The following is a 23,359-nucleotide window of genomic DNA, read 5'->3' as shown; positions in this document are numbered from 1 at the left end:
GACCATTGATCCCACCAAGCGCGACACGCTGGGACTTCCCAATTTCATTCTCGCCAATGCGCCTGTAGCTTTGGTAACCGCCCTGGAGCATCTCTTGACGAGTGGACCTACAGGTCCAGGCACATTTCGTGCATACATTTCGGCGATTGGTATAAAGCAAAACAAAATATACCTACACGAGCCAACGCCTGAGAATCCAAATAATCTCACACTTATAGATAATCCAATGTATCCGAAAACTGTTGAAACCGGAAATGTTGGAACCACTGTTGTTCTTGATTTTAGGGAATATGCCGAAACAAAGGGCGGATCTCTTCACCCAAACGGCACCGACAAAGCTGAGATAATTCCCGGAGCGGCTGCTTCAGGATTTGAAGAGATATTCAGAGATCTCGACAAGAAGCTTCCAGAAGGCAGGTTTGACAACAGACCGGATACGTATGCCGACGGATACGCGACAATCAACCTTCTAGAGCCGACTAAAATAGAGGGCAGAGAAAATAGAGCTAAATACGTCATAGGAAATGCACGCGCGGCGACTACGGATGGTAGTGGCCAGCAATATTATCGAATGTCCGACCTTACCGACCAATTTTTTATTGATAAATATGGCGTTGTCAGTAGAGAAGCAAATATACAGCTTGTCCTGATACACGAAATAGCGATGCATGGCGGCCTGAAAGAAGGGGTAAGTCCCTCTGGAAAGGATCTCACTGGGCATTCTGGTGTATTTCAGAGGTTGCTTACGTCGGACCCAAACTCGACAGACCTGAAATTAAAAACGTCCGACATCCTCGGGGATAGAGTTGAAGGCGCCACTTTCATCGAAGGTAAAAATAGAGGTTTAATTGTTGCAACAGATGACACCAAAACGACCGATGCAGAAATATACACCACATACCTTGAAGGTCGCCGCGACGCCTTTCAAGGTATAATTGATGATTATGTCAGGGCTCACAATGTTCGCACTGTAGGAGAGCTTATCGAGGCGGAGAAAAATGGCCTCTTGGTGCCGGAAGGCACTCGCATGGTCATTTACAAAGCTACGGTCGGCAATGGCTTCCAGGTCGCGCTGGAACATTTCAAGGATGGCGTCAGCGCGGGGTTGACGGTTGTCGACGGCGCCCAGATCGGGATGGCGCTGGGGTCCGTCCTCGGCAAACGGCTGAGCGACGATCCGTTCGAGCAGGTGATCGCCTCGGGCACGCTGAGCACGGTGCTCGGCGCCGTCGGCGAATACATCGACGTCAACCTGCTGCACGGAATCCCCTCGACCGAGATCCTGGCGCATGGGTTCGACGGGTTCAGCACCACCCTGCTGCAGAACATCAAGGGCGCGGGCCTCGGCGCGCTGTCCTCCTACCTGACGGCCGAGCTGATCAAGGCCAGCGGCCTGGAAGGCCTGCCCGGCGAGATCGCCAATTCGCTCGGCGGCGCCGTGGTCAGCAGGATCCTGACCAATCTCTCGTCGGCTTCGACGGCGGGCACGCCGCTGCAGGGTGTGAACACGTCCCTGTTCGTCAATGCGATCGGCTCCTATATCGGCTCCAAGCTGGCTTCGGAGATCAAGACCTTCGACTCGGTCGGCGGCCAGATCGGCTCGGCCGTCGGCGGCATCTATGGCGGCTTCGCGTCGACCGTGGCCCTGGCGGCCGCCAACGGCCTGGCGGTTGGCGGCGCCTCGATCACGGCGATCCTGTCCAACGCCGCCGCCTTCGCGGCCGCGAACCCTGTGCTGGCGGTCGCCATCGTCGCCGTCATCGTGCTGGTCGACACCCTGCTGGGCGGCCTGATCGGCTCGATCTTCGGCGGCACGCCCAGGTCCGGGGCCGACACGACCTGGGACGAGGCCAAGGGCGAGTTCGTCGTGGCCAACGTCTATTCCAAGAAGGGCGGCTCCAAGGACGCGGCGCAGCAACTGGCCACCGCGGTCTCGAGCAATCTCAACGCGGTGCTGGACGTGGTCGACGGCACGCTGCTCGACCCCACGCGGGTGCAGGCCGGCAACTACGGCATGCGCAAGACGGACTACGTCTATCGCCCGACCTCGACGACCGACAAGGACGCCATCACCGCCCGCTTCTCGGGCCCCGGCGGCGCCGAGCAACTGGTGGCCCACGGCACCTATCTGGCGCTGGCCAGCATGGTCGGCCAACTGGCGGGCGGCGACGCCTATGTGAAACGCGCCGCGCTGAGTTCGCTGGTCAACGCCGGAGGCAACGCCAGCAGCAACGCGGCAGGCGCGGCGGGTCAGTTCGACATGACCACCCTGCTGGGCGACATCAGCGTGGCGCGCGAGTACGAAAAATATCTGCAGAACGCGATGTCGATCAACGCCTTGATCGACGCGGCGCCGCAGAGCACCTTCGCCGCGGGCTGGTTCGTGACCCTGCAGCGGGCGCACGAACTGGGCGTCGATCGCCGGGCGGCGACCGATTGGACGGGGGGCTATACGAGCTTCCTGGACGAGATCATCGACGGCAAGCTCAACAAGGCCTCGCTCGCCGCGGGCCGGCTCGCCATGGCGATCGACGACGGCACGGGGCTGCGTGTCTGGAACGTTCTGGACGACGACGGCAAGGCCGGCGTCACCTCGCGCGACCTGATTGAAGCCAACGCCCAGACCGTGATCCGGGGCGCGGCCGGCAACGATGGAATCCGCCTGGCCGGAGACCAGTTGCTCCAGACCAACGCCGGCATCAACACCAACCTGACCGTGAACGGCGTGGCGTTCAACGGCGCGGCGCGCCTCATCGAGGTGGCCGCCACCGTCTATGCCGGCGCGGGCGACGACCAGGTCCGGGCGTCCGATCGCGGCGACAACCTGTTCGGCGAGGACGGCGGCGACACCCTGTACGGCGGGCGTCTGGACGACTGGCTGCTGGGCGGGGCCGGAGACGACGTGCTCGACGCGGGCGGCGTCGACCCGGCGGCCCTGGGCGGCGACGGGAACTATCTCGACGGCGGCGCCGGCAACGACATCCTGCGGGGCCGCGAGGGCTCCGACTGGCTGGAGGGCGGCGACGGGGTCGACCAGCTGTCCGGCGGGGCCGGGGACGACGTGCTGGCCGGTGGAGCCGGGGCGGGCGACAGCCTGATGGGCGGCGGCGGCGCGGACCAGTACCTGGTCCGTCTCGGCGACGGGGCGGACATCGCCGAGGAGCAGGTGTCGGACGGCTTCGGCGCGGTCGGCGACGCCGTCGCCGCGCGGATGGCCGGCATCGACGCCTGGAAGCTCAACCCGTTGCAGGCCGGCGCCATCCGTCCCGACTGGTTGGGGACCTCGGCGGGCGTCACCCAGGGCCAGGTCAATGGCGGCGAGGACGCCCTGGTGTTCGGCCTGGGCATCCAGATCGGCGACATCCGGCTGCAGCGCTCGGGAACCTCGGGGGCGCCGGGTAACGACTTGATCGTGGTCGTCACCCAGATCGTCAACGGCGTGGAGGTCGATTCCGGCGCCCAGATGACGGTCAAGGACTGGTTCTCCAACCCGTTCAAGCGAGTGGAATGGCTGAAGTTCGTCGACGGCACCGAGGTGCGCATCGGCGACATCACCAGCTTCGTGCTCGGCGGCGCGGGCGCCGACGTGCTGGTCGGCACGGCGGGCGCCGATTTCGTCTACGGCGGCGCGGGCAACGACCGCCTGTTCCTGCTGGCCGGCGACGACATCGGCAACGGCGGGACCGGCGACGACTTCGTGGCCGGCGACGCCGGGCGCGACCTGATGGTCGGCGGCCTCGGCGCCGACAAGCTGTACGGCGGCAAGGGCGCCGACGCGATCACCGGCGACGCGGGGGCCGACGACCTCTATGGCGGCGATGACAACGACATCCTGTCGGGCGGTCGCGGCGACGACGACCTGGTGGTCGGCGGGGCGGGCGACGACCGCTTCAAGTTCGCGCGCGGCGACGGCCGCGACACCATCTTCGACGACTTCGCGACCAGCGGCTGGTCGACCGTCTGGGCGAACGGCGTCTGGGGCGAGGACTACGCCTACGATTCCGTCAGCGGCCAGGTGACCGGCCTGGGCGGCGCGATCATCCGCCAGAACATGGGCACGCAGACCGCGCCCGACCTGCAGTGGCTCGGCCGCTTCGACTATGACGCCGCGACCAGCACGCTCCGGTACTACACGCCGCCGGCCTCGGGCGTGATCGCCGCCAACAACGGCGTCGATACGCTGGAGTTCGCGCCCAACATCCGGATCCAGGACGTCGTCCTGCGCAGGGTTGGCCTCGACCTGATACTGGTGGTGTCGAACGACGACGCGGAGGTCGCCAACAACGCGACCGTCGCCGACAGCGTGACGATCAAGAATTGGTACGCGACGGACGCGAACGGCGTCCCCCTGATCGGACAGATCGAGAAGATCGCCTTCTACCAGACGGGCGTGCTCGAGACCGGGGCGGGTCAGAGGAACCTGGTCGCCGGCGGCGACGGCCCCGACGGCAACATCCAGGGCTCCCTCAAGGGATCGTCCATCGCCGACTGGATCACCGGCGGCACGGGCAACGACTCCATCGCCGGCGGCCTCGGCGACGACATCATCGCCGGAAACACCGGCAACGACACCCTTCTCGGCCAGGCCGGCGCCGACGTGCTGTACGGCGGTGTCGGCAACGATATCCTCGACGGCGGAAGCGGCCGGGACGTCCTGGCGGGCGGCGCCGGCTTTGACACGGCGACCTATTCTTCGGCCACGGCCGCGGTGCGCGCCTACCTGTCGGCGAACTTCGCCAACAGCGGCGACGCCGAGGGCGACGAATATTCGGGGATCGAGGCCCTGATCGGCGGTTCGGGCGCCGACGTGCTGGGCGGCGACGCGGGCCAGACCGAGATCAGCGGCGGCTACGGCGACGACCTGCTGCTCGGCGGCGCGGGCGACGACACCTATGTCTGGAAAGTCGGAGACGGAGCGGACACCGTCCGCGAGGGCGCCTTTACGGTCGAGGAGGCGGTGACCACGGCCGGCGCCCTGGCGGCGGGCTATGCCACCACCTGGACCTCGACCGGCATCTCCGCGCCGGGCGGCGTCTATTGGCGCCTGCAAGTCCACAACGCTTCGGGCGAGCTGGTCTACGACTACGACAAGTTCGTGAAAAGCGGCGCGAGCCCGGCTGTTCCCACGCCGGCCGAGTACGTGCTGTCGGGCTGGACCGGCGGCTTCGCCCGCACCAACGGCCAGCAGGTCACGCGCGAGCGCTTCGACACCAGCGTCGACGGCGGCGGCGGCGACGTGCTTGAGCTTGGGGGCGCGCTGAGTCTCACGGACCTCAGCTTCGTGTGGTCTGGCGACGATCTCTATGTGCGCAACGGCTCGACGGCCCAGCAGGTACGCTTGCAGGGTCAGAAGATCACGGTCAGTCGGGTGGAGCTGCTGCAGTTGGCCGACGGCCAGGCGATCTCGCTCGCCAGCGTCATGGTCGCCACCGACGGCGCGCAACTGGTCGGGACGGCCAGCGACGACCTGCTGGCCGGCCAGGACGGCGCGCTGGCCGACAACCTCGCGGGAGGCGCCGGGAACGACGCCCTGGTCGGCTACGCCGGTGACGACCAGCTGTTCGGCGGCGACGGCGACGATGTGCTCGAAGGCGGAGCTGGGGCCGATCGCCTGGACGGCGGCGCCAACACCGCCATCGGGGCGTCCCAGACCGCCGGCGATACGGCGCGCTACGCCCGTTCGCTGAACGGCGTCGTGGTCGATCTCAACCTGACGACCGCGCAGGCCACGATCACCGACGCGGACTCTTCGGGCGACATCCTCGTGGGCGTCGAGAATCTGGTCGGGTCCGCGGGTGTCGACACGCTCACCGGCGACGCGGGCGGCAATCGGCTCATGGGCCTCAACGGCAACGACATCCTGCGCGGCGGCGGCGGCGACGACGTCCTGATGGGCGACGACGACTACGACATGCTCTATGGCGACGCCGGCCAGGACGCACTGTCGGGCGGCGTCGGCAACGACCAACTCTGGGGCGGGACCGACAACGACCGCCTGAGCGGCGATGACGGCAACGACTGGCTGTACGGCGAGGCGGGCGACGACAGCCTGACCGGCGGGATGGGCATCGACGTGCTCGACGGCGGCGCCGGCAAGGACGTGCTGGTCGGCGGAGCCGGTGACGACACCCTGGCCGGCGGCGACGGCGACGACACCCTCAGCGGCGACGCGGGCGTCGACAGCCTGCAGGGCGGACTTGGGGCCGACGCCTACCTGTTCGGCGAGAAGACCGGGGCCGACACCCTTGTCGACGCCGATGGCGCCAACACCATCAACTTCGACACCTCGGTGTCCTATGACCGGCTATGGATGGTCCGCTCGGGCGCCGACCTGAAGATCAGCGTGATCGGCGGCGACACCGCCGTGACCGTCTCGAACTTCTTCGCGGCGACCGGGGCCAGCCTGGTCCGCGCGGTGCGGACCACCACGCACGCGCTCTATCTCGACAACGCCGACACCCTGAACCTGGTGACCGCCATGACGGCGGCGGCGGGCGCGCCCCCTTCGACCATGCCCGGCGACATCGCCGCCGTGCTGGCCACCTACTGGCACGCGGAAGGCCGTTCGTCGCCGACCGCCCCGACCGCGGCGCGCGTCGTCACCACCGACGAAGACGCGCCCGTCGTGATCTCGGGCGCCTATGGCGTCATCGACCACGACGGCAGCGCGCTGGTCTACAGCGTCAAGGCCGACGCTCAGCCGACCCACGGCGTCATCAGCGCGATCAACCCGGCGACCGGCGCCCTGACCTACACGCCGGCGGCCAACTACAGCGGCGTGGACAATTTCATCCTGGTCGTCACCGACACCGACGGAACGAAGGTCGAGGTCGCGGTCCAGGTCGTGATCGCCGCCGTCAACGACGCTCCCGATACGATCACCGTGGTCGGCGGCGGCGCGTTGAGCATCGCCGAGTCCGCGCCGGGCACGACGACCGTCAACGGAACGATCGTCGGCAGGCTGACCGCGACCGACGTCGAAGGCGGCCTGATCACCTTCGGCCTGACCGACTCGGCCGGCGGCCGCTTCTCGATCGATCCGGACGGCACGCTGCGCGTCGCCAACGCCCCGCTGCTCGACAAGGAGGCGAACGGCGGCAGCCATCAGATCACCGTGACCGCCCAGGACTCGCTCGGCGGCCTGCGCACCGATACCTTCACGGTGAACCTCACCAACATCAACGAGGCGCCGTTCGTCCCGGCGCCGAACGGCGCCCGCGGCATGGTCTCGGAGTCGTCCACGTCTCCGGTCGCGGCCTCGAACATCGGCGGCTGGGTGGCGCGCTTCGATCTCACCGACATCGACGCCAACTCGACCCTGACGGTGCGACCGGTGAGCAACCCCTACGGCCTGTTCAAGGGCGTGGGCAGCGAGATTCAGTTCGCGATCGAGCCGGATTTCGAGGCGCTGGTCGCCAGCGGCCTGGTGGTCACCACGGACTCCGACGGTCTGGGCTATGTGACGGTCAACGGCACGGCCGAGGCCTATGACGGCGAAAAGACGTCGGCCGCGGTCGGCTTCAGCGTCAAGGTCAAGGACACCAACCAGCAGCACACCGTCACGGTGACCGGCAGCCCTGTGACCACCATCGACGAGCGCGACAGGCTGGCCCCGACCACGCCCCGCCCGCAGATCAATCTCGCGACCCTCAGCGTCAACGACAATGGCGACAACGTCACCCAGAAGACGGCCCAGTACAATTACATCGTCTACGAGAACGGCTCGTCGATCGCCAGCACGCGGTTCGCGGTGTCGGGCGGCAAGCTGGTGCTGCTGGCCAACCAGAGCCTGAACTACGAGGCCGAGCAGTCCATCAGCCTGCTCGTGCGGGTGATCGACAAGACCAACAACCCGCTCTCGGTCGATCTGCCGTTCACCTTCACCGTCGTCGACAAGGCCGACATCACCGAAGGCGGCACGTCGGCCGATATCCTGTACGGCCAGGCCAACGCCGACATCATCCGCGGTTTCGAAGGCGCCGACACGCTCTATGGCGCCAGCGGCGACGACGCGCTCTATGGCGGCGACGGCGACGATGTCGTCAATGGCGAGGCGGGCGTCGACACGCTGTACGGCGAAAATGGCAATGACACCCTCGACGGCGGCTTGAACAACGACACCTTGTGGGGGGGCATCGGCAACGACACCCTGCAGGGCGGGGCCGGCGACGACACGCTGAACGGAGAGGACGGCGACGAAAGCGTCCGCGCGGCCGGCACGGATTGGTGGCGGCCGTTCACGACCGCGCGCCTGCAGGGCGGCGACGGCAACGACATCATCAATGGCGGGGCCGGCGAGGACCATATCGACGGCGGCCTCGGGGCCGACGCGATCAACGGTGGCCTGGGCATCGACGGGGTGACCTACGAGACCTCGACCACCGCCGTCACCGTCAACCTCAAGACCGGGACCGGCCTGGGCGGCAGCGCCCAGGGCGACACCCTGACCGGCATCGAATACCTCCAGGGTTCGACGTACAATGACGTCCTGACCGGTGCGGACACCAACGACGCGATCTATGGCGGGGCGGGGATCGACACCATCTCCGGCGGCCTGGGCGACGACATGCTGTTCGGCGGCGACGGCAATGACGTGCTGTCCGGCGACCTCGGCAACGACTACCTGGACGGTGGGCTCGGCAACGACACCCTGCAGGGCGGCGACGGCAACGACACCTATTTCGTCGCCCGCGGCCAAGGCGCCGACCTGATCCGCAGCTTCGACCCGACCGGGGCCGATTTCGACCACCTGACCTTCGACGGCTCGATCCTCTACACGGACATCTGGTTCGACCGCGTCGACGCCACGGGCGCCATCAGCGCCACCGGCGCCAATGTTCGGCTGACCATTCTCGGCGCCGCCGGGATCGAAGGCAGCGCCACCATCGAGAACTGGTTCACCGCGCCGGTGGGCGGCCAGCCCGACGCCTATTTCAAGGTCGACCTGATCTCGGACGGCGGCGGGCGGATCACGGTGCCGATCGACGTCGACGCCCTCACCGCGATGATGATGGCGATACCGGCCGGCTCGCGGCCGACCAACCGCGCGGGCCTGCAGGCGCTGCGCGACGCTGACGTCTCGTTCCGCAACCGCATGGAGGACTACTGGCGGCGCCTGACCGCGCCGAAGATCTCGGACGTCACCAATATCGTGACCACCGAGCCGCTCGACGGCGAGGTGCGCGAAATCAGCATCCCGATCCGCGCCTGGTATACCGATCCGAGCAACCCGGCCGTGGTCATCCCGGCCGGCAATATCGACATCGAGATCACCTCGAGCATCGCCGACTTCAACAGCTACTTCACGATGAGCGCCGGCGCTCCGGACGCGAACGGCAATCGCACGGTGAAGCTGACCCTGAGCCCGAACCTGTCCACGGCGGGGCTCCCCGGCGGCGTGCTGCCCTTGCAGATGATGGCGCGTATCCGCGGCACCAACCAGATCGCGGGCGACCTCAACGGCTTCACCCTGCAGATCGCGCCGACCGCGGACACCGCCGCGGTCACCGCCGGCAGCACGGGCGGCCAGGCCGGCGTCGCCATCCCGATCGTCCTCAACGCGACCGATCCCGACAACGACGGCTCCGAGCGGGTCGACGTCATGATCGCCGGTCTCCCGGCCGGCTACAGCTTCATCGACGGCGCCGGGAACCCGATCGGCGTCGTGGAAGGTTCGGAGGTTCGCCTGACCGCCGCGCAACGCGGCAGCGTGCGCCTGGTCACGCCGGCCAACGCCTGGCAGGACGCGATCCTGTCGATCACGCCGCTGTCGATCGACGGCGCCTCCACCCGCCGCGGCACGCCCGTTCCGCTTCGCGTGTCGGTCAACGGAAAGCCGACCAGCGTCAGCCTTTCGGGCTCGGTCAACGAGAACGCAGCCTCGAACGCCTTCGTCGGCACGCTGCTCGGCGTCGACCCCGACGCGAGCGAGGCCGGAGCGCCGGGGCAGAATCTGACCTATACGCTGCTCAGCGACGCGGGCGGGCGCTACAAGCTGGATCCGGCCAACAGCAGCCGCCTGCTCGTCGCCAACGGCGGCCCCGCCATGTTCGATTACGAGGCGGCGAACCGCGTCGCGCTGCACACCGTCCAGGTGCGGGTCACGGACGCCAGCGGCGCCTATGTCGATCAGCTCGTGGCGGTCACCGTCAACCCCCTGAACGAGACGCCCAACGCCCCCGCCGGCCCCGCCAGGGTGTTCCTCGACGAGACCGGACTGACCGCCAACTCGGCCAACGCCGGCACGATCGTGTCGACTTACACGCTGAGCGATCCGGACGGCCCGTTGGGCCTGTCCCTGAAGCTCCAGGCCAACCCTGGCGACTGGTTCTCCATTGAAAACAACATGGTCAAGATCAAGTCGGGGCTCGACTTCGACTTCGAATGGGCAAGGAGGGTCGGCTACGGCGTGGCCGACTGGAACGCCGATGGCCGCGCCGACGCCTATATGGGCGATATCTGGGTCACGACGTACGACGGCGTGGCAACCAGCTCGGCGACCCTGACGCAGTTGTTCATCTCCAACGTCAACGAGCGCCCCAACAATCTCGGGTCCCCGGTCGTGAACCTCTTCCAGGAGACGACCGGAAGCGACAGCCACGCCCTGCGGACCCAGGCCCAGTTCAGCCTCAGCGACCCCGACGAGGTCACGCCCGACCTGGTCATCCTCAGCGGCAACGACGCCGGCTGGTTCCGGGTCAACGGATCCACCATCGAGGTCAAACCCGGCGTGAACTGGACGGCCGATTGGGTCCGCGCCGTCATGGGCGCCTACGGTTCAAGCCCGGCGTCGTCCTATGACACCAACGGCAACCAGCTGAAGGAGGTCAAGGTCGCGACCCTGACGGTCGCGGCGAAGGACGCCACCGGCGCCTATTCCGACGCGTTCACCTTTGACGTGCTGATCGAGGACAAGAACGAGGCGCCGGTCTTCACCGGCTCGACGCAGAACTTCTATCCCCTCGAGAACCCGGGATATTACCAGTACCTCGGCTCGGCGCAGGGCAGCGACATCGACGGACCCGCCGGCGAGCTGCGCTACAGCTTCACCGGGGGCACGACCTATTTCGACGCCCCGCTGAACCGCCAGGTCTCCAGATCGGCCGACAGCCGGTTCGTGATGGACGACTACGGCGCGATCTTCGTCAACGGCTGGCAGACCCTGGATTTCGAAGGCGCCCGTGACTTCGCCTACCAGACGACGGTGACCGACAGGGCCCGCGGCGCGAGCGCGATCTCCACCACCGGCACGTCGGCGATCCATCTGCAGAACGTCGACGAACCGCACGCGATGCATGAGATCAACGTCTACGTCGACGAGAGCAACACGCCCCTGGGGCCCTTCATCTCACGCGGCAACTTCCGCGGCATGCTCTCGGATCCGGAGGGCGGGGCCAACATCCGCTACGAGTTCGACAACGGCTCGAGCATCAAGGACGGCTGGCAGATCGATTCCGCGAGCGGCGAGATCTGGATGGTCGGGGCGCAGGATTACGAAGCGATCACCGACGTCTATGAGGAAGGCTTCGCCTACGACGAGTACGGAAACGAGTACTCGACCGGGTTCTACTATGTCGGGACCGACGACAACCGCGCCTGGGCCAGACTCGGCGTCCGGGCGATCAACACGGTGACCAACCAGACCGTCTCGGCGAACCTGAACATCAAGGTCCAGAACGTCGACGAGGCGCCGACCTTCTGGAGCACCAAGACCTATTATGGCAACGACGGCCAGGTGATCTACGACAGCCCGACCGCCTACCGCGTCACCGGCGACAAGAACGGCGGCGGGATCATCCAGATCTACGCCACCGATCCGGAGCACCAGTACAACTTCACCTATTCGATCACCGATATGGTGCAGACCGAGTCCATCTGGTCCTACGGCGGCAGCAGCGAGATCGACTCCTATGCCCTGCCCTACGTCTATATCGACAGCAACGGCCTGATCAGTTTCACCTCGCCGGGCGAAGGCAACGGCGGCGAGTGGGAGGGCGGCACCAAGATCGACGGCGTCCGCCGCACCTCCACCGTGCGGGTGAACTTCACCCTCAACGTCACCGACGCGACCGGCCATACGTCGCCGACCCCGTTCCTGGTGACCTTCGTGCGCCGTGGCGCGTCCGTGCCGCCGCTGGTCCTCGACCTGGACGGCGACGGCGTCGAACTGACACCCTATGACGGTTCGACGGTGCTGTTCGACATGGACGGCGACGGCGTTCGCGACAAGACCGGCTGGGTCGGCGCGGACGACGGCCTGCTGGCCCTCGACCGCAACGGCAACGGGACGATCGACGACATCGGCGAGATTTCGTTCGTCGGCGACACCGAGGGCGCGCTCTCCGACCTGGAAGGGCTTCGGGCCTTCGACACCGACGGCGACAACTTCGTGGACGCCGACGACGCGCGCTTCGGCGAGTTCCGGGTCTGGCAGGACGCCAACCACGACGGCGTCAGCCAGGCGAACGAGTTGAAGTCCCTGTCGGAGCTCGGCATCACCCATATCGGGCTGACCCTGACCCGCGGCGAGCAGGATCCCAACGCCTCGGACAACGTGGTCTACGGCACGGCCGACTTCACCTGGGCCGACGGCACGCAGTCGACGATCGGCGACGTGTTCTTCGCCTACGGGCCCTCGAACGACGACGCGTTGGCCGCGCCGATCATTCTCGACCTCGACGGCGACGGCAAGACGATCGTGCCCCTGGCCGAAAGCGGTACGACCTTCGACATGGTCGGCGACGGCCGGTTGCGCAAGACGGCGTGGGCCGACGCCGGCGACGCTTTCCTGGTGCGAGACCGCAACGGCGACGGCATGATCAACGGCATCGCCGAAATCTCGTTCGTCGGCGACAAGGCCGGCGCCAAGACCGACCTCGAGGGCCTGGCCGGCTTCGACGACAACAAGGACGGCGTCCTCGACGCGCTGGACGCCAGCTTCGTCGGCTTCGGCGCCTGGATCGACGCCAACAGCAACGGGGTCACCGACGCGGGCGAACTGCTCAGCCTGGCCCAGGCCGGGATCTCGAGCATCGACCTGAAGGGCGTGGCGACCGGCGAGACCGCCGCGCAGCGAACGGCGGGCCACAGCGTGACGTTCAACACCAGCAAGTTCGTCATGGCGACCGGCGGACAGGGACTCCTGAGCGACGTCGGTCTGGCCTACGATCCCACGGCGCTGGGTCCGTCGATCGGCGGCCTGGCGCTCTCGACCCAGACCCTGACCTTCGATGGCAAGGCCAAGCACTTCCGGATCTCAGCTTCGAACGGCGCCCTGTTCGTCCGCCCGCGCGAGCTTGACGGCGCGATCGACGCGGCCGCCGGCCAGGTGTCGGCGGCCTCGCTGCTCAGCTTCCGCAACGGCAATGTCGGACTGCTGTCGTCGATCGTGCTCGATCTCGACGGCGACGGCGTCGAACTCAAGAAGAAGAGCAAGTCCGACGCCCTGTTCGACATGGACGGCGACGGGGTGCGCGACGACACCGGCTGGACCCGCAAAGGCGACGGCCTGCTGGTCATCGACCGCGACGGCGACGGGCTGATCACCAAGGCCACCGAGCTGTCGTTCCTGGTCGAGAAGGCCGACGCCAAGTCCAGCCTGGAAGGGCTGGCCGTCCTGGACGCCAACAAGGACGGCAAGCTGACGGCCGCCGACGTCCGGTTCGGCGAGCTGAAGGTCTGGATCGACGCCAATCGCGACGGGGTCACCAACCCCGGCGAGCTCAAGACGCTGTCCGAACTCGGAATCTCCGAAATCGGCGTCAAGGGGACGGCGTTCAGCGACACGGCGAAGCTGGGTTCGAACCTGCTGCTGGCGACCGCCGCGTTCAAGCGTCTCGACGGCTCGGTCGGCACGGTGGGCGACGCGGCCATCGCGTTCGACCCGAGCTCGCTCAAGACCCCGATCGGGGCGGGCAGCCAGGGGCTGCCGGACCTTGAGCTCATGGCGCGGCTATCGGCCGGCGGCGAAGCGGAGCAGATTGTCGGCGGTTCGGCCGGCGGGGACAGCACCTTGCCTCTGTCGGACGTCGATCTCGACCGGCTGCGGGTGCTGCAGATGACCCAGGCGATGAGCAGCTTCGGTTCGACGCCCGCCGCCAGCGCCCTGGCCACGGGTGACGTTCGGGCGACATACCAGTACGACTACTTCGCCTCGGCGATGAACTAGGGGACGACAGCGTGACCAAGGACACCCAGGCCCAGCGCGCACCGACGGTGAGCCATGTGTTGGGCGAGATGACCTGGCTGCTGACCCAGTCGCCGCTGCACCGGGCGCTGGCGATCGGCGACCTGGAATGGCTCGTCATGCCCGCGCTCCTGCGCGAACAGTTCTACATCTTCCGCGACGGCGAGCAGCCGGTCGGTCTGGCCCTGTGGGCGAAGACCGACGCCGTTGGCGAGCGCAAGCTGGCCGGCGGCCTCATCGACCCCGGAAACCGGCTGACCCTGGAGGAATGGAGCGCGGGCGACCGAGTCTGGTTGGTCGACCTGATCGCGCCCTTCGCCGACGAGAACAACCGGCATCTTGAGGTGATGATGGCCGACCTGATCTCCGGACCGCTCCGCGGCCAGGAGTTCCGTTTCCATCGCGTCGACCCGAAGACCGGCGCCCGTGAGGTCAAGATCGTGCCGGCCGCCGCCGGGGAAGACCTCCGGCAAGCCCTGGAAAAGGTGGCCGTCGAACTCGCCAGATAGGGCGTCGGGGGCTCAGGGCCTGGCGACGGTGCGCAGCGCGCGGTCGAAGGCGACCAGCGGGTCGCCGGGGCGGGTCGTGCAGTGGCGCGCGGTGACCAGGATGATGGTGTGGCCACCGGCGTCGATCGCGGCGTCGATCGCGCAAACGGCGGAGGTCAGGCCGCCGCGCAGCCGGGGCGCATCGTCCCGGGCCAGGTCCCAGCGAGAGTCGGTGAAGCGCTCGGCCGCGCGGGCCGGCGAGGCAAAGCGCAGGGCTTCGTCCTCGTCCCCCGCCGAGAGGATCGCCACCCCGCAGGCCCCGGCCGCCAGCAGGGTGTCGTGGCTGGAGGCCTCCTTGCGGACGCAGAACAGAAAGCGCGGCGGATCGACCGACAGGCCGGTGATCGAACTGACCAGCAGGCCGCGCGGCGCCCTCCCCTTTTCGCCGGGCCGATCCCAGCAGGAGATGATGGCCACGCCGCTGGCCAGCCGGGCCAGGGCGTCCTTGAACGCCCCCGGATCGATTGGCGGATCGACCGGCGGCGCCTGGACGGCGTAGGGCGGCTCCGCTCCGGACGAAGCGTCGCCAAGCCAGGACGAGGTTGGCCAGGCGGCGTCGCCCAGCCAGCGGGGATCGACGTCGAAGGCCATCGTCCTAACCCGCGGCGGCGGCCGGCCTGGCGTCGCGCTGGGCCACCAGTTCGCGGACCAGCGGGATCAGGTCGCGGCCGTAGGCGATCGCGTCGTCCAGCGGGTCGAAGCCGCGGATCAGGAAGGTCGAGACGCCCAGGTCGTAATAGTCGAGCAGGCCCTCGGCCACCTGCTCGGGCGTGCCGACCAGGCCCGTGGAGTTGCCGGCCCCGCCGGTGACGGCGGCGACGCCGGTCCACAGCCGCTTGTCGAGCCGCGAGCCCTGGTTGGCGGCGTCGAGCAGGCGCTGTGAGCCGGCGTTGGGCGGAACGTGGCCGCTGGTCGGCAGGCCGGCCTTCTCGCGCAGGGCCCGGGTCTGGGCGACGATGTCGTCGGCCCGCTTCCAGGCGGCTTCTTCCGTGGCGGCGATCACCGGTCGCAGCGACAGCGAGAACTTCACCTGGCGGCCGTGCTTGGCGGCGGCGTGGCGCACCCGGGCGATGGTCTCGGCGACCTGGGCCTGGGTCTCGCCCCACAGGGCGAAGATGTCGGCGTGCTTGCCGGCCACCGGGATGGCCGCGTCGGACGAGCCGCCGAAATAGACCGGGATATGCGGCTTCTGCAGCGGCTTCACCCCGCCGAACGCCTGCTTCACCTTGTAGTAGGCGCCCTCGTAGTCGAACGGCTTGTCGCTGGTCCACTCCTGGCGGACGATGTCGAGATACTCGCTGGTGCGGGCGTAGCGCTCGTCCTTGGTCAGGTGGTCGCCATCCTTGGCCAGTTCGTCGTCCGAACCGCCGGTGATGATGTGCACGGCCACGCGGCCGCCGGTGAACTGGTCCAGGGTGGCCAACTGCCGGGCGGCGACGGTCGGGGCGGTGAAGCCGGGACGGTGGGCGATCATGAAGCCCAGGCGCTGGGTCACCGAGGCGGCGTGGGCCACCACCAGCTGGCTTTCCGGCGAGGTCGAGCCGAAGGCGACCAGGGCGCGGTCGAAGCCGCCCTCGTCATGGGCCCGGGCGACGCGCTCGACATAGTCGCGGTCGATCACCGGGCCGCTGGGCGGATGGATCTCGGACTGATGCTGGGTGCCGATATAGCCGATGAATTCGACGGACATGACGGTCTCCGATCGTGGGTTGAAGGAAACTCTAGGGACGGGGTGGAGCTAGAAAAGCGAGGCTTTCTCAAGGGTTGGATCAGGGCCGCTCATCAGGCGGCGACCTTGGCGGCGGCTTCGCGCCGCAGGGCGCGCTTGACCGAGGGTCGGGCCAGGGCCCGGGCGGCCTTGGCGCTCCAGGCGGGATAGCCGGCGGTGTCGATCTGTCGGCGCTCGGCCCAGCGCCAGATCACCAGGGCATAGGCGTCGACGGCGCTGAAGCTCTCGCCCAGCAGCCACGGGCCGGGGCCCTGGGCCAGACGCTCGATGTCGGTCAGGGTGCGGTGGAACCGCGCCTCGCCGGGCGTGGCCAGGGCCGCCTTGACGCTGTCGTCGTCGGCGAACCGTTCCGGGCGGGCGATCTGCGAGAAGGCCACGTGCACGGTGCTGGCGAACCAGCTCATCACCTCGTAGGCGTGGGCCAGCTTCAGCGGGTCGGCCAGGGGCAGCAGCTCGCTGTGCGGATAGGCCTGGGCCAGGTAGGTGAGGATCGCCAGCACCTCGGTGACCGGTTCGCCGTCGACCGCCAGGGTCGGCACCCGGCCGCGCGGATTGACCCGCAGATAGTCCGGCTTGCGCTGGTCGCCGGCCGCCAGGTCGACGTGATGGGTCTCGTAGGCAACGCCCAGCTCCTCCAGGGCGATCAGCGGCGCGAAGGCGGAGGAGCCGGGGGCGAAATAGAGCTTGAGCGACATGACCGGCCTCAGATGACGAAGAAGCCGTGCGACCCGTCGCGGGCCAGCTGGTCGACCAGGCCGTATTCCCAGTCGAGATAGGCCTGCATGGCCTCGGCGGCGTTGTCCGTGCCCTCGTAGGGCCGCTTGTAGACGTCCTCCGGATCGGAGGCGGCGCGGACCAGGCCGGTGTCCAGGCGGCGGCCGCTGGCCGCCCAGGCCTCGGCGCCCCCCTCCAGCACGCGAACCGGGTGGTCGGAGATCTCCTCGACCTCGGCCGCCGCCAGAGCGGCCAAGCGGCCATCGGGCGAGGTGAGTACGATCGGCAAACCCTCGGGGATACGCTCGAAGGCCTCGGCCAGGCGGGCGCGGATGACGAACCAGGCGCCGGGGATATGTCCCTTGCGATGGACAGGGCTCGGCGCGAGGTCGAGCACCACCACGGCGCCGTCGCCCAGCGCGACGGCCAGGTCGGCGGGGCTGATGGTCTCGACCGTCGGGATCGCCGGCGCGGCGGCCCGCCAGGGGCCGGTCTCCAGCTCGCCGTCGAAACCGCCGTCCAGCACGTAGACGTCCCAGCCCAGCTGGGCCAGCCACGAGGCGCTCATGTCGGCGCGCGGGCCCAGGTCGTCGGCCAGCACGACGCGGCCGCCGCGCACCGGGGCGAAGACGTCGGTCTCCTGCACCAGCTGGCCGCCGGGCGCCGAGCGGAAGCCGGGCAGGTGGCCGGCGGCGTATTCCTCGGGCGTGCGGACGTCGAAGCGGTAGAGGGTGCGCTTGCGGTCGGTGGCGAGGTCCGCCAGCCCCTCGGCGTCGATGCGGCGCACCCCGGCCCTGTAGGCGACGTCGCGGGCCTTGGCCCGGGCCTCGGCCAGGGTCGGGTCGGAGACGGCGGGGAAGCGGCGGCTCTGGCCGTGCTCCAGGCTCTGCTGGGCCAGGGTCCAGCCGATGGTGCCGTTGCGCAGGGCGAACACCGGGTTGGGGACGCCGGCGTTGACCAGCGACTGGGCGCCGATCAGGCTGCGGGTGCGGCCCGCGCAATTGACGATGATGGTGGTGGCCGGGTCGGGGGCGATCTGCCGGGCCCGCAGCACCAGCTCGGCGCCGGGCGTGCTGATCCCGCCGGGAATGCTCATCGTGGCGTATTCCTCGAACCGGCGCGCGTCGAGGATCACCTGGTCGGCGCCCAGATCGATCAGGGCCTGGACCTCCTGGGCCGGCAGGGACGGCGTGTGGCGCCGCGCCTCGACCAGTTCGCCGAACGCCTTGCTGTAGGAATTGACGTCCTGGAACAGCTCGTAGCCGGCCTTTCGCCACCCCTCGAGCCCGCCCTCCAGCGCCCGCACCTGGGTGTAGCCCAAGGCCGCCAGCCGCTTGCCGGCCGGCGAGACCAGGCCTTCGCCATTGTCGTAGAGGACGATCTTGGCGTCCTTGCGCGGAACCCGGTCGAGAATCTCCAGCTCCAGCCGGCCCAGCGACAGCTGCGAGGCGAACAGCGGGTGGGCGCGGGCGAACGGGTCCTCCTCGCGCAGGTCGAGCAGGGCGATCTCGCGGCGGGCGATCCAGTCCTGGCGCACTTCGCGCGGGGTGACGGTCAGCAGGGTCATGAGCTTGCCTCGGCCAGCACGGGTTTGGAGCGATCCCAGAGGTTGGGCAGGGTGGTGTTGGCGTAACCGGAGACGAACCGCCTGGGCTTGCCGTCGCGATCGTAGGTGGCGCGCTCCACGGCGCCGATATTGGCCCCGTAGACGTGGATGCTGATCGAGACGCGGTCGTCGAAGGCGTTGGTCACCTGGTGGACGTCGCCGACCGTCGGCGACACCGCCTCGACCTCGCCGCGCTCCAGGCGGTGGATCGGGCCGACCGCCGCCAGGGTCCCGCCCCGGCGCGCGAAGCGCTGCGACAGCTCGGCCCCGCGCAGCACCCCGACCAGGCCCCAGACGGTGTGGTCGTGGACCGGCGTCGCCTGACCCGGACCCCAGACGAAGCTGACGACGCTGAACCGCTCGCGGCTGTCGCAATGCAGCAGATACTGCTGGTAGCGCTCAGGATCGGGCTGGGCGTAGGCGTCCGGCAGCCAGTCGTCGCGGGCGATCAGCCCCGCCAGCAGCCGCCCGCCCTCGGCGAGGATCAGTTCCTCGTCGGTGGTCTGGTCGACCAGGGTTCCCAGGGCGCCGACGAAGTCGGCCAGCCTGAGCAGATTGGGGCGGTGAAGGCGGGGCTGGGTCATCGGATCACAGCGCGTATTTGAGGGTGACCAGCACCGTCCGGGGGTCCGGGAAGTTCTGGTAGTAGACGCCGGTCGCGGGCGTGTAGGTGGCGCTGACCGGCTTGTCGGAGTCCAGCAGGTTGCGGCCCGACAGCACCACGCTCCAGCGCGGATCCGGCGTCAGCCAGGTCAGCGTGCCATTGACGAAGGTCCGGGCCGGGGCCTCGTCCTGCGGCCGTTGCAGGGCGTTGAAATAGGTCTTGGTCTGGTACTGGGCGTTCAACCCGACCCGGATCGAACCCGGAATCTCGATGGGCACGTCGTAGGTCAGGCCGCCCGACAGGCTCCAGCGCGGCGAGTTCAGCAGCCGGTGGCCGTCGGCGTTGACGCCGATTCCGCCGGCGTTGCGGTACTTGTCGTAGACCGCGAACAGGTAGCCGGCCGAGGCCTGCAGGCTCAGCCGCTCGGTGGCCCGCACGTCGCTCTCCAGCTCGACGCCGTAGGTGTGGGCCTTGCCGGCGTTGGCGCGCACCGAATTGCCCGGATAGGCCGGGTCGCTGTAGCTGACCTGCAGGTCCTTGTAGTCGTTGTAGAACACCGCCAGGTTCACCCGCGCCCGGTGGTCGAACAGCTCGGTCTTCAGGCCGGTCTCGTAGGTGTCGACGTTCTCCGGCGCGAACGGCCGGGTCGCCAGGTCCAGCCGCGTGGCGCGGTTGTCGAAACCGCCGGACTTGAAGCCCTTCGACCAGGTCACGTATTGCAGGACGTCCGGCGTCCACTGGAACTGGGCCGACAGCTTGGGGGTGATCGACGAGAAGATCTTGTCGGCCCGGCCGGCGATCGACTGGCCGACCACCTGGCCCTGCAGGTTCAGCACCTTGTTGTCGAAGACGAAGTCCTTCTTCTCGTTGGTCCAGCGCAGGCCGCCGGTGACGCTGAAGCGGTCGCTGAACGCCCAGCTGGCCTCGCCGAACAGTGCGTAGGCGTCGGTGTTGGTGATGTTGTGGGCGCGGGCGAAGCCGTAGTTGCCGGGGGTCACGACGGGGTCGGTCGGCAGGGCGTTGCGGCGGCTATAGCCGTCGCGCTGAACGAAGAACCGCTCGTGCAGATAGAAGGCGCCGCTGGTGAAGGTCAGCCGGCCATAGTCGCCGTTCAGCTGGACTTCCTGGGTCACGTACTGGTCGTTGTAGTGGATCAGGTTCTTCTGGATCAGCGCCGCCACGCCGTCGTTGTCATAGGCGACGGGGTTGAGGTTGAAGCCGCCGTACGAGGTGACCGACTTCAGTTTCAGATTGTCGCTGAGTTCGTACTGCACCCGCAGGGCGCCGCTGATCTGGTCCAGGTCCTGGACCGGCTCGACCTCGGAATAGGAACGGTCCGTGCGGTGCTCGCCGTTCGGCTGGTTGACCGGGACATAGCTGCGGGTGTCGCTGCGGTCCCTCAGGGCGTTGACCGTCAGCAGCACGTCCAGCCGGTCGGTCGGGGTCCAGCGCAGCTTGGCGCGCCAGGCGTCCAGGTCGATGCGGTTGACGTCGTGATTGAGGGTCGGGTCGAAGGTGACGCCGTCGCGCTCGTGGTGGATGTAGGACAGGCTGCCGGCCAGCTTGCCCGCGACCAGCGGCCCCTCGATCAGGGCGCGGACATCGACCGCGCCGTAATTGCCCAGGCCGACCTCGGCCTTGGCGCGGAACGCCTCGCCCGGGTCGCGGGTGATGATCCGCAGGGCGCCGGCGCTGGAGTTGCGGCCGTACAGCGTGCCCTGCGGGCCGCGCAGCACCTCGATGCGCTCCAGGTCGTTGAACTCGACCATCGAGCCGATCTGGCGCGGGATGTAGACATCGTCGACATAGACCGCCAGCACCGGCTCCTGGATCGGATCGGCCTCGCCGACCCCGCGCAGGGCGTAGGTCTGGGTGGTGTGGCTGATGGTGACCCGGCTGATGCTGAAGTTGGGAATCTGGCCCGACAGGTCGCGGATGCTGTCGATCTTGCGGTCGGCCAGCAGCGTCTCGCTGAAGGCCGAGATGGCGATGGCGGTCTTCTGCAGGTTGGTGGCCCGGCGCTCGGCGGTGACCACCACCTGCTCGATGGCCGGGGCGCTCTCGGCCTCGGTCACGGCGGGCGTCGCCGGAGTCTCGGCATGGGCCGCCCCGGCCAGCGCCAGGGCGGAAACCCCGGAAAGCCAGTAAAGAGAAATATAGCGTCGCGACATCATTATCCCCGTTCTTGTTGTTGGGGATATGTCGCGCTTTCAAATATAGTCTCAACGCACATTAAATCTAACGACGTGCAGGATAGCTCATATCGTGACCTGAAATATGAACTATGAATATTTCTAGCCATCGCGAAGCGCGCTGTTCAGCCGATCGTCCCACAGAGGCCTGACATCGACCTTGCCAGGGATCAGGCCCGCGACCGCGAACGCATCGGCGACGCCTTGCTGGGAGGCGATGGCGGCGTCGCTGACCTTCAACAGCCGGGTCGGGCCGCTGCGCTCCTGAAACTCGCGCAGATAGAGCGCCGCGGGCACGCCGGTGGCGGCGGCGCGAGCCTGCGCCCAGCGCGCACCGTCGGCGTTCACCCAGTCGGTAACCTTGGCGTAGCGGCCCAGATAATCGCCCAGGGCCTGGCGCTTGAGCTCATCGTCCAGGGCCGACTTGGCGGCGGCGATCAGGTAGTTGCCCGACAGGATGCCCAAGGCCGTGCGCAGCACCCGCGCCCCGGCCTGCCGGGCCTGCTGGACGATGACGCCGTAGATCACCCAGGCGTCGATCGCGCCGCTGGAGAACGCCGCCAGCCCATCCTGGGGCGACAGGGCGACGGGCTTGATGTCCGTCCATTTCAGGCCGGCTTCGTCGAGCAGGCGCAACAGGATGTAATGGGAGGTCGTGGCCTTCACATAGCCGATGCGCTTGCCCTTCAGGTCGGCGAAGGCCTGGGCCTTGCTGTCCTTGGGAACCAGCACGACCTGGTTGTTGACGTCGCCCTGCAGCACCGCGACGATCCGCACCTGGTTGCCCGGCGCGCCGGCCACGAAGATCGGCGGGATCTCGCTCATGCCGCCGACGTCCAGGGCTCCGGCATTGATCGCCTCGGCGATCAGGTTGCCGCCGACGAACTCCGACTTGGCGATCTTGTAGGGCGTGTCGGCCACGCCGGCCGCCTGGAAGAAGGTCTCCAAGTTGCCGCGATAGGTGGCCGCGCGCAACGTCAGGTCGCCCAGCGCCTTGGGTCCGGCGGGCTCGGCGGGGGAGCAGGCGGCGAGCGCCTGGACGCCGGCGACGGACAGGCCGCCCGCCAGCAGGTGACGACGGGAAAGGACCATCAGTCGAACAGGTCCGGCTCTTCTTCGGTGATCACCTCCCAGTAGGGCTGGAAGGCCCAGAAGCCGCCGGCCTCGCCGCCCACCTGGCTGGCCGTGTGCGCGGCCACTTCCGGCGGCATCGGCTTGGTCGGACCGGCCGCCTCGGCCAGCAGCTGGGTCTGGCAGGCGTTCTCCAGCGCCAGATAGCGCCAGACGGCGGCCTCCACAGACTGGCCGACGGTCAGGATGCCGTGGTTCTGGAGGATCACCGCCTTCTTCGGCCCCAGGGCCTTGGCGATCTTCTGGCCCTCGCTGGTGTCGAGCACCACGCCCGAGAATTCCTCGAACAGGGCGTGGTCGCCGTAGAAGGCGGCCGAGTCCTGGGTCAGGGGGTCGAGCAGCCGGCCCAGCGCCGACCAGGCCTTGCCGTACAGCGAGTGCGAATGGGCGGCGGCCACCACGTCGGGCCGGGCCTCGTGCAGTTGCGAGTGGATGGCGAAGGCGGCGCGGTTCAGGCGGGCCGGGACCTTGGCCGGCGGCTCGACGATCTCGCCGGCGTGGCTGACCAGCATCAGGTCCGAGACCTTGATCCGCGAGAAGTGCACGCCGAACGGATTGACCCAGAAGTGGTCGGTCAGTTCCGGATCGCGGGCGGTGATGTGGCCGGCCCCGCCCATGTCGAAGCCATGGCGGCCGAACAGCCGGTAGGA

General features: G+C 68.1%; 10 protein-coding genes. 2 read left to right on the top strand and 8 right to left on the bottom strand.

The window, feature by feature from the left end; genetic code table 11:
* Positions 1-1,027: 1,027 nt before the first annotated feature.
* Both PMI01_RS28155 and PMI01_RS24500 read left to right on the top strand, forming a co-directional pair.
* Positions 1,028-14,167, top strand: a complete 13,140-nt coding sequence (locus PMI01_RS28155) for an Ig-like domain-containing protein (protein WP_007675947.1) — start codon at positions 1,028-1,030, stop codon at positions 14,165-14,167.
* An 11-nt stretch (positions 14,168-14,178) separates the two neighbouring features.
* Entirely contained in the window at positions 14,179-14,694 is a 516-nt protein-coding gene (locus PMI01_RS24500) for a toxin-activating lysine-acyltransferase (protein ID WP_007675945.1), read from the top strand.
* A gap of 12 nt (positions 14,695-14,706) precedes the next feature.
* Here PMI01_RS24500 and PMI01_RS24495 read toward each other — a convergent pair whose 3' ends face one another.
* The 8 genes from PMI01_RS24495 to PMI01_RS24460 form a co-directional block, all read right to left on the bottom strand.
* Complete coding sequence (locus PMI01_RS24495) at positions 14,707-15,324, bottom strand: flavin reductase family protein (RefSeq protein ID WP_007675943.1); 618 nt, start codon at positions 15,322-15,324, stop codon at positions 14,707-14,709.
* A gap of 4 nt (positions 15,325-15,328) precedes the next feature.
* Entirely contained in the window at positions 15,329-16,423 is a 1,095-nt protein-coding gene (locus PMI01_RS24490; RefSeq protein WP_007675940.1) for an LLM class flavin-dependent oxidoreductase, read from the bottom strand.
* Positions 16,424-16,515: 92 nt separating this feature from the next.
* Positions 16,516-17,157, bottom strand: a complete 642-nt coding sequence (locus PMI01_RS24485; RefSeq protein WP_007675936.1) for a glutathione S-transferase family protein — start codon at positions 17,155-17,157, stop codon at positions 16,516-16,518.
* An 8-nt stretch (positions 17,158-17,165) separates the two neighbouring features.
* Entirely contained in the window at positions 17,166-18,743 is a 1,578-nt protein-coding gene (locus tag PMI01_RS24480; RefSeq protein ID WP_007675934.1) for a rhodanese-like domain-containing protein, read from the bottom strand.
* A complete protein-coding gene (locus PMI01_RS24475) occupies positions 18,740-19,366 on the bottom strand; it encodes a cysteine dioxygenase family protein (protein ID WP_007675932.1) in 627 nt (208 codons plus the stop codon). Before PMI01_RS24475 ends, PMI01_RS24480 begins: the two co-directional genes overlap by 4 nt.
* Positions 19,367-19,370: 4 nt before the next feature.
* A complete protein-coding gene (locus PMI01_RS24470; protein ID WP_238537119.1) occupies positions 19,371-21,560 on the bottom strand; it encodes a TonB-dependent receptor in 2,190 nt (729 codons plus the stop codon).
* Between the two features lie 120 nt (positions 21,561-21,680).
* Positions 21,681-22,670, bottom strand: a complete 990-nt coding sequence (locus tag PMI01_RS24465) for an ABC transporter substrate-binding protein (RefSeq protein WP_007675927.1) — start codon at positions 22,668-22,670, stop codon at positions 21,681-21,683.
* A partial coding sequence (locus PMI01_RS24460) for a class II aldolase/adducin family protein (RefSeq protein ID WP_007675925.1) occupies positions 22,670-23,359 on the bottom strand: 690 nt, incomplete at its 5' end. The genes PMI01_RS24465 and PMI01_RS24460, both read right to left, overlap by 1 nt.

Origin of the sequence: Caulobacter sp. AP07 (assembly GCF_000281955.1) — a bacterium.
Taxonomy (GTDB): Bacteria; Pseudomonadota; Alphaproteobacteria; order Caulobacterales; family Caulobacteraceae; genus Caulobacter.
Note: the sequence above shows the minus strand (reverse complement) of the source record. Positions and strands in the feature narration are given on the sequence as shown.

What these genes read in the sequence shown, in the direction of transcription:
- PMI01_RS28155 (WP_007675947.1), top strand. Translation starts at nt 1,028, where the DNA reads ATGGTCATTTACAAAGCTACGGTCGGCAATGGCTTCCAGGTCGCGCTG.
- PMI01_RS24495 (WP_007675943.1), bottom strand. Translation starts at nt 15,324, where the DNA reads ATGGCCTTCGACGTCGATCCCCGCTGGCTGGGCGACGCCGCCTGGCCA.
- PMI01_RS24490 (WP_007675940.1), bottom strand. Translation starts at nt 16,423, where the DNA reads ATGTCCGTCGAATTCATCGGCTATATCGGCACCCAGCATCAGTCCGAG.
- PMI01_RS24485 (WP_007675936.1), bottom strand. Translation starts at nt 17,157, where the DNA reads ATGTCGCTCAAGCTCTATTTCGCCCCCGGCTCCTCCGCCTTCGCGCCG.
- PMI01_RS24480 (WP_007675934.1), bottom strand. Translation starts at nt 18,743, where the DNA reads ATGACCCTGCTGACCGTCACCCCGCGCGAAGTGCGCCAGGACTGGATC.
- PMI01_RS24475 (WP_007675932.1), bottom strand. Translation starts at nt 19,366, where the DNA reads ATGACCCAGCCCCGCCTTCACCGCCCCAATCTGCTCAGGCTGGCCGAC.
- PMI01_RS24470 (WP_238537119.1), bottom strand. Translation starts at nt 21,560, where the DNA reads ATGATGTCGCGACGCTATATTTCTCTTTACTGGCTTTCCGGGGTTTCC.
- PMI01_RS24465 (WP_007675927.1), bottom strand. Translation starts at nt 22,670, where the DNA reads ATGGTCCTTTCCCGTCGTCACCTGCTGGCGGGCGGCCTGTCCGTCGCC.